General features: G+C 55.2%; 3 tRNA genes and 3 rRNA genes. All 6 read left to right on the forward strand.

Annotation, left to right across the window (positions count from 1 at the left end):
* Nucleotides 1-174 precede the first annotated feature (174 nt).
* The 6 genes from BU124_RS02875 (at nucleotide 175) to BU124_RS02900 (ending at nucleotide 5965) form a co-directional block, all read left to right on the forward strand.
* Nucleotides 175-1635, forward strand: a 16S ribosomal RNA gene (locus BU124_RS02875).
* A gap of 140 nt (nucleotides 1636-1775) precedes the next feature.
* Nucleotides 1776-1851: transfer RNA gene (locus BU124_RS02880), tRNA-Ala, on the forward strand.
* Between the two features lie 3 nt (nucleotides 1852-1854).
* Nucleotides 1855-1931: transfer RNA gene (locus BU124_RS02885), tRNA-Ile, on the forward strand.
* Nucleotides 1932-2273: 342 nt separating this feature from the next.
* Nucleotides 2274-5102: ribosomal RNA gene (locus BU124_RS02890) — 23S ribosomal RNA — on the forward strand.
* Between the two features lie 73 nt (nucleotides 5103-5175).
* Nucleotides 5176-5290: ribosomal RNA gene (rrf, locus tag BU124_RS02895) — 5S ribosomal RNA — on the forward strand.
* Together the 16S, 23S and 5S rRNA genes with 2 tRNA genes alongside form the textbook arrangement of a ribosomal RNA operon.
* A gap of 585 nt (nucleotides 5291-5875) precedes the next feature.
* Nucleotides 5876-5965, forward strand: a tRNA-Ser gene (locus BU124_RS02900).
* The last annotated feature ends 35 nt before the right edge of the window (nucleotides 5966-6000 follow it).

Consider the following 6000-nt stretch of genomic DNA (forward strand, 5'->3'; position numbering starts at 1 on the left):
ACCTGCATATCGCGCTCCTAGGCCTCGGTCGATGATGGAGTGTCAGCTTCACTGTTTGGACGGTTTCCGGTTTCTAATGAAACCAGAAGCACAACAGACAGATGACTGTCCCGTTTGAACAACGGGACGATGTGCAGAGGTTCGAACGTCAAGGATACGCTGGTAACAGCGTTTCAACTTGAGAGTTTGATCCTGGCTCAGAACGAACGCTGGCGGCAGGCCTAACACATGCAAGTCGAACGAAGCCTTCGGGCTTAGTGGCGGACGGGTTAGTAACGCGTGGGAATGTACCCTTCACTACGGAATAGTCCCTGGAAACGGGGTTTAATACCGTATACGCCCTTTGGGGGAAAGAATATCGGTGATGGATCAGCCCGCGTTAGATTAGGTAGTTGGTGGGGTAACGGCCTACCAAGCCTACGATCTATAGCTGGTTTGAGAGGATGATCAGCAACACTGGGACTGAGACACGGCCCAGACTCCTACGGGAGGCAGCAGTGGGGAATCTTAGACAATGGGGGAAACCCTGATCTAGCCATGCCGCGTGAGTGACGAAGGTCTTAGGATCGTAAAGCTCTTTCAACTGTGAAGATAATGACGGTAGCAGTAGAAGAAACCCCGGCTAACTCCGTGCCAGCAGCCGCGGTAATACGGAGGGGGTTAGCGTTGTTCGGAATTACTGGGCGTAAAGCGCACGTAGGCGGACTATTAAGTCAGGGGTGAAATCCCGGGGCTCAACCCCGGAACTGCCTTTGATACTGGTAGTCTAGAGTTCGAGAGAGGTGAGTGGAATTCCGAGTGTAGAGGTGAAATTCGTAGATATTCGGAAGAACACCAGTGGCGAAGGCGGCTCACTGGCTCGATACTGACGCTGAGGTGCGAAAGTGTGGGTAGCAAACAGGATTAGATACCCTGGTAGTCCACACCGTAAACGTTGAATGCCAGTCGTCAGGGGGCTTGCCCCTTGGTGACACACCTAACGGAGTAAGCATTCCGCCTGGGGAGTACGGCCGCAAGGTTAAAACTCAAAGGAATTGACGGGGGCCCGCACAAGCGGTGGAGCATGTGGTTTAATTCGAAGCAACGCGCAGAACCTTACCAACCCTTGACATCCTGTGCTAACCCGAGAGATCGGGCGTTCCCTTCGGGGACGCAGTGACAGGTGCTGCATGGCTGTCGTCAGCTCGTGTCGTGAGATGTTCGGTTAAGTCCGGCAACGAGCGCAACCCACGCCCTTAGTTACCAGCGGTTCGGCCGGGAACTCTAGGGGAACTGCCCGTGATAAGCGGGAGGAAGGTGTGGATGACGTCAAGTCCTCATGGCCCTTACGGGTTGGGCTACACACGTGCTACAATGGCATCTACAGAGGGGTAACCCCTAAAAGATGTCTCAGTTCGGATTGTCGTCTGCAACTCGACGGCATGAAGTCGGAATCGCTAGTAATCGCGGAACAGCATGCCGCGGTGAATACGTTCCCGGGCCTTGTACACACCGCCCGTCACACCATGGGAGTTGGTTTTACCCGACGACGCTGCGCTAACCTTCGGGAGGCAGGCGGCCACGGTAAGATCAGCGACTGGGGTGAAGTCGTAACAAGGTAGCCGTAGGGGAACCTGCGGCTGGATCACCTCCTTTCTAAGGATGTTCCTAGACGACCGGCTTGCCGGTCTCGTGGAGCACTTAGCAGAAGATCGGCAGTCAAGCCGATCAATATCAGGGCCGAGCCGTCCTCATATCTCTTCAGAATGTGGTTTCCGCGCCAGCGGGAAAATACCGGGGCGTTAGCTCAGCTGGGAGAGCATCTGCTTTGCAAGCAGAGGGTCATCGGTTCGATCCCGATACGCTCCACCAGATGGGTCGGTAGCTCAGGTGGTTAGAGCGCACGCCTGATAAGCGTGAGGTCGGAGGTTCAAGTCCTCCTCGACCCACCATCGCCACGAACGAGACTTGATCGTCGAGCCGGCAGGCTCTGCCATCCAGTCTTGGATGATTTGACATCGTTTAGAGAGATACAATTACGACACTGCTTGGGTGTCCCAGTAGGGGACATCCTCTTTCGGTGCTGCGGCCTCGGCCGCGGCAAGCAGGTATACGGCCTCTCCAAGCCGATACTTTGTAGGCTGATCGAAACCGGCAGTGTTGTCCAAGTCAAGTACACTAACCCAAAACCCCTGTGAACCAGCGGGGGTGGGAAAGTAAATGACTTCTGATCCATCTGGCCCTTCGGGGTGAGGTAGCAAGGAAATGCAAAAGGCCTTGCTTCTTCTGGATCAGATCAAGCGCGAAAAGGGCGTTTGGTGGATGCCTTGGCAGCAAGAGGCGATGAAGGACGTGATAATCTGCGATAAGCCGTGAGGAGCCGATAATAGGCTTTGATCCACGGATCTCCGAATGGGGCAACCCACCTGACAGTTTGTTATAATAGCTTCGGCTACTTATAACCGGCTGAAACAGGTACTTGAGACCTGAATACATAGGGTTTTAAGAGCAAACCCGGGGAACTGAAACATCTAAGTACCCGGAGGAAAGGAAATCAATTGATACTCCCCCAGTAGCGGCGAGCGAACGGGGACCAGCCGAGCCGAGAGTGTGACTGGAATGGTCTGGAAAGGCCAACCATAGCGGGTGACAGTCCCGTACAGGAAGCACAATTGGACGCATCAAGTAAGGCGGGACACGTGAAATCCTGTCTGAAGATCGGGGGACCACCCTCGAAGGCTAAGTACTCCTTGCTGACCGATAGCGAACCAGTACCGTGAGGGAAAGGTGAAAAGCACCCCGACGAGGGGAGTGAAACAGTACCTGAAACCGAGCGCCTACAAACAGTCGGAGGTTCCTTGAGAGCTGACGGCGTACCTTTTGTATAATGGGTCATCGACTTAGTGTATCTAGCAAGCTTAAGCCGTTAGGTGTAGGCGCAGCGAAAGCGAGTCTTAATAGGGCGACCGAGTTAGATGCATTAGACCCGAAACCGAGTGATCTAGGCATGGCCAGGTTGAAGGTAAGGTAACACTTACTGGAGGACCGAACCCACATCTGTTGAAAAAGATCGGGATGAGCTGTGCCTAGGGGTGAAAGGCCAATCAAACTCGGAGATAGCTGGTTCTCTGCGAAATCTATTTAGGTAGAGCGTCATCCGAATACCCCCGGGGGTAGAGCACTGGATGGGTAATGGGGCCCCACAGGCTTACTGATCCTAACCAAACTCCGAATACCGGGGAGTACTAGATGGCAGACACACCATGGGTGCTAACGCCCATGGTGGAGAGGGAAACAACCCTGACCTACAGCTAAGGCCCCCAATTCATGGCTAAGTGGGAAAGCAGGTGGGACGACCAAAACAACCAGGAGGTTGGCTTAGAAGCAGCCATCCTTTAAAGATAGCGTAACAGCTCACTGGTCTAATCAAGTTGTCCTGCGGCGAAGATGTAACGGGGCTCAAGCCATGAGCCGAAGCTTAGGATGCCGCAAGGCATGGTAGCAGAGCGTAGTGTGACATAACTCCGTGCCTCCTCAGCCGTCTCCGGACGGCCCTGGAGGCAAGGGAGCTTTCTGTGAAGCCGGGGCGTGAGCCATCCGGTGGAGAGATCACTAGCGAGAATGATGACATGAGTAGCGATAAACAGGGTGAGAGACCCTGTCGCCGAAAGTCCAAGGGTTCCTGCTTAAAGCTAATCTGAGCAGGGTAAGCCGACCCCTAAGACGAGGCCGAAAGGCGTAGTCGATGGGAACCAGGTTAATATTCCTGGGCCAGGAGGACGTGACGGATCGAGACTGTTGTTCACCCTTATCGGATTGGGTGGGCCGCTGATCGGTTCCTGGAAATAGCCCTCCATTGGATCGTACCCTAAACCGACACAGGTGGACTGGTAGAGCATACCAAGGCGCTTGAGAGAACGATGTTGAAGGAACTCGGCAAAATACCTCCGTAAGTTCGCGAGAAGGAGGCCCAGTTTCTACGCAAGTATTGGCTGGGGGCACAAACCAGGGGGTGGCGACTGTTTACTAAAAACACAGGGCTCTGCGAAGTCGCAAGACGACGTATAGGGTCTGACGCCTGCCCGGTGCCTGAAGGTTAAGTGGAGGTGTGAGAGCACCGAAACGAAGCCCAGGTAAACGGCGGCCGTAACTATAACGGTCCTAAGGTAGCGAAATTCCTTGTCGGGTAAGTTCCGACCTGCACGAATGGCGTAACGACTTCCCCGCTGTCTCCAACATCGACTCAGCGAAATTGAATTACCTGTCAAGATGCAGGTTTCCCGCGGTTAGACGGAAAGACCCCGTGCACCTTTACTACAACTTCGCACTGGCATCAGGCACAACATGTGCAGGATAGGTGGCAGGCTTTGAAACCGGGACGCCAGTTCCGGTGGAGCCATCCTTGAGATATCACCCTTGTTCTGCTTGATGTCTAACCGCGGCCCGTTACCCGGGTCCGGGACCCTGCGTGGTGGGTAGTTTGACTGGGGCGGTCGCCTCCTAAATCGTAACGGAGGCGCGCGAAGGTTGGCTCAGAGCGGTCGGAAATCGCTCGTTGAGTGCAATGGCAGAAGCCAGCCTGACTGCGAGACTGACAAGTCGAGCAGAGTCGAAAGACGGCCATAGTGATCCGGTGGTCCCGAGTGGAAGGGCCATCGCTCAACGGATAAAAGGTACGCCGGGGATAACAGGCTGATACTGCCCAAGAGTCCATATCGACGGCAGTGTTTGGCACCTCGATGTCGGCTCATCTCATCCTGGGGCTGGAGCAGGTCCCAAGGGTATGGCTGTTCGCCATTTAAAGAGGTACGTGAGCTGGGTTTAGAACGTCGTGAGACAGTTCGGTCCCTATCTTCCGTGGGTGTAGGATACTTGAGAGGAGTTGCCCCTAGTACGAGAGGACCGGGGTGAACGATCCACTGGTGGACCTGTTGTTGCGCCAGCAGCAGTGCAGGGTAGCTATGATCGGACAGGATAACCGCTGAAGGCATCTAAGCGGGAAGCCCCCCTCAAAACAAGGTATCCCTGAGGACCGAGGTAGACCACCTCGTCGATAGGCCGGAGATGTAAGCGCTGCAAGGCGTTCAGTTGACCGGTACTAATGGTCCGATAGGCTTGATTTGATCCAGTAGAAGCAAGGCTGTTTCTGCAGATCGGAAGTCGGTTCGCTTGACTTGGACGATGTTTCTTTCTCGGTCTGGTGGTCATAGCACGAGCAAAACACCTGGCTCCATTCCGAACCCAGCCGTTAAGTGCCGTAGCGCTGATGGTACTGCGTCTCAAGACGTGGGAGAGTAAGTCGCTGCCAGACCTAGAAAGAAACATCCGGTGTATCTCTCGGCGATGCCACGTCCCTCCAACTAACGCTGTGCAGGTTCGTGCGGGGGATATCGAACGGTGAGACGAACGCATAGGTCGCCTTTACAATGGCGCCCACGTCTACACGATCAATGCGCTATCGTGCCCTCTGCGCCGTTGCGTTGGCGCTTCGCACCTCTCGGTCGTATCGTTGCGTGACCTCGCCCCAATGGACCGAGACATTGGCGCAGGTGTCCATTGCAACCCAGCAGGCTGGCTCACTGGCGAGAACAGCAACAGCCGCGTCCGCGCCAAACCTTGGTTGTACCGACCGTAAAATCGGCCCGACAGCACAAACTTGGCAGTCACCCTTCGCCAGATTGGTCCCCACAATGTTGCACTTTGTGGGGCTCGGTGTGCGCTCCGCCCTCGTCCTCGGGAAGCCGTAGGCACAACAAGGTGCCGCTGAGTGCGGAAGGTCCACCGCCTTGGTTCAATTCGGCGCCACCCAAAGTCTTTATTGAATGTGAACCCGATTTTGGCGGGCGCGCCAGAATTGCCTTGTAATCTCCATGTTTACTTGGCTATACGCATCAGCGGAGACGTGGCCGAGTGGTCGAAGGCGCTCCCCTGCTAAGGGAGTAGGCGGGAAACCGTCTCGAGGGTTCGAATCCCTTCGTCTCCGCCACTTGCCCCCGCGAAAGCGTTCTCCCCATGCGGCGG

The organism is Salibaculum halophilum (assembly GCF_002094885.1).
In the GTDB taxonomy this organism is placed as follows: Bacteria; Pseudomonadota; Alphaproteobacteria; order Rhodobacterales; family Rhodobacteraceae; genus Salibaculum; species Salibaculum halophilum.